The 1715-nt window shown below is 40.6% G+C and carries 2 protein-coding genes and 1 pseudogene; 1 reads left to right on the top strand and 2 read right to left on the bottom strand.

The window, feature by feature from the left end:
• Positions 1–192, top strand: a pseudogene (locus RC73_RS20075) (IS256 family transposase); the annotation flags it as partial.
• 278 nt (positions 193–470) lie between these two features.
• Here the strand turns inward: RC73_RS20075 and RC73_RS08155 are convergent.
• Complete coding sequence (locus RC73_RS08155) at positions 471–911, bottom strand: hypothetical protein (protein WP_039034191.1); 441 nt, start codon at positions 909–911, stop codon at positions 471–473.
• Positions 911–1681, bottom strand: coding sequence for a hypothetical protein (locus tag RC73_RS08150; protein ID WP_039034190.1), 771 nt, complete (start codon positions 1679–1681; stop codon positions 911–913). Before RC73_RS08150 ends, RC73_RS08155 begins: the two co-directional genes overlap by 1 nt.
• Between the last annotated feature and the right edge of the window lie 34 nt (positions 1682–1715).

Here is a 1715-nt window from a genome sequence, read left to right as displayed (position 1 = left end):
CATCGTCAGTTTCGTAAACTGACGAAAACCAAGGGTGGTTTTGCCAACGAGAACAGTTTACTCAAACTGCTCTACGCCGGTATATTGAAGGCTCAGGAGCGGTGGTCACACCCGATTCAAAACTGGAATTTAACGCTATCTCAGCTGTCCATCCATTTTGAAGGACGACTGGATGCTCACATCGTTCTGTGATTTTTAACGTGACACAGAATTTTGAACACCCTCTCAAAAAGATATGGCTGTCCTGTTTTCGTTCTGTTTTCCATTTGTTTTACGTTTGTTTTCCGTTTGTTTTCCGTGTGTTTTCCGTTTATTTTCCGTTCCTGTTTTCCGTGTGGTCCTATTTTCCGTGTTCTTCATATCTTCCACCCATTTGCGTAAACAAAGCATAGTTGGAGGCTAACCTCTGCACCATTAATGCTGGGTGTCCCATTTTTACCATATTCCACCCCACACCTCATCTTGTATTTCTACTCTTTAAAATAGATCACTTTAGCTTTCCCTCCATCAATATGAACGTAGACATCAAATTCATTAGACATTGCAAAATAACGGGATAAATCCTTTTCAAAAACCCCTTCACCAAGGTACTCAGAACTCATGCTAGGTATACACTCCCCGATGTAACCATAAACTCCCCGTAGAGCTTCTACTGGTGTACCTGTATGATAAACTTTCCAAAACCCAGATGAAAAAACACCATCAACCTTTAAGTTAAAGTCTACTGCTTCTACTTTAACAACCCCCTCCACATGAAGCCCGTCAGGCTTCAAGGGACAGCCACTTAACATAGGAATTCTTAGTACTCCATATTGTTTTCCTACTGGCTCAACATTTTCTTTATAAAACAAAAAATACCCTATAACGACTCCAACAAAAATGTATAAAAATATTCTTATTAGAACTTTCACTAGCACCCCCGCATGTTATTCTGTATACAAAGTGAATCAACAATTTTAGCCCCTTCCGGCAACCTTGTAACACCAACTATACCTATCGACCTTATATGTACTGACTCATTAAAATCGGTTCTCAACGTTTCTGATGTAACCCGTTGCCCTATAAAATCACTCACGTTACCAGAAGCATCTTCCTCCCATAGTGTAAATATTGTATCCTGCGTAGTTTTAACCTGAGTAGTTACATATGTAATCTCATATTCAGTGTATACAGATGAATCAACCAACCTCCATGCTACTTCAGGCCCAGCCTTTAAACTTGGAGGCGGATCTCCTATCCACTTAGAATAAACAGTTCTAGATTGAATAGATACAACCTCAGGTTTCTGTTTTTTAGGTTCTAGGACATCTGTTCTACTTTTTAAAACATTTGCCACTTCATTTACTACATATTGCATTCCAGATGTTATCGCTCCATTTGCAAACTTACCTCCTGTAAGTTTGGATACTGTTCCACCTGCTACGGTCTGAATCATTACTCGACCAAAAGACGCACTCGTTTGAATTTTCCCAATCCCCTTCATGATTCCAGCAGAGATAAACCCGTGACCAAACTTTCCACCTTGTAAGACACTAATGACTCCTCCTGTTGAACCATGAGCTAACATCTGCTCCCCAGTTGACCAAGCATTAGAAGTCCCCTCCGCTCCATGAATTTGGTTTCCTAAAGCTCCAAATACAGCCCCGCTAAATGCACCCCATAATGCCCTAATGCCGTTCACTTAGTGTGAACGGCATTTTTCTTAGGCTTAATGG

It is taken from the genome of Shewanella sp. ECSMB14102, from assembly GCF_000813075.1.
Taxonomy (GTDB): Bacteria; Pseudomonadota; Gammaproteobacteria; order Enterobacterales; family Shewanellaceae; genus Shewanella; species Shewanella indica.
The sequence above is the reverse complement of the archived record's forward strand: the minus strand, read 5'-3'. Positions and strand labels throughout refer to the sequence as shown.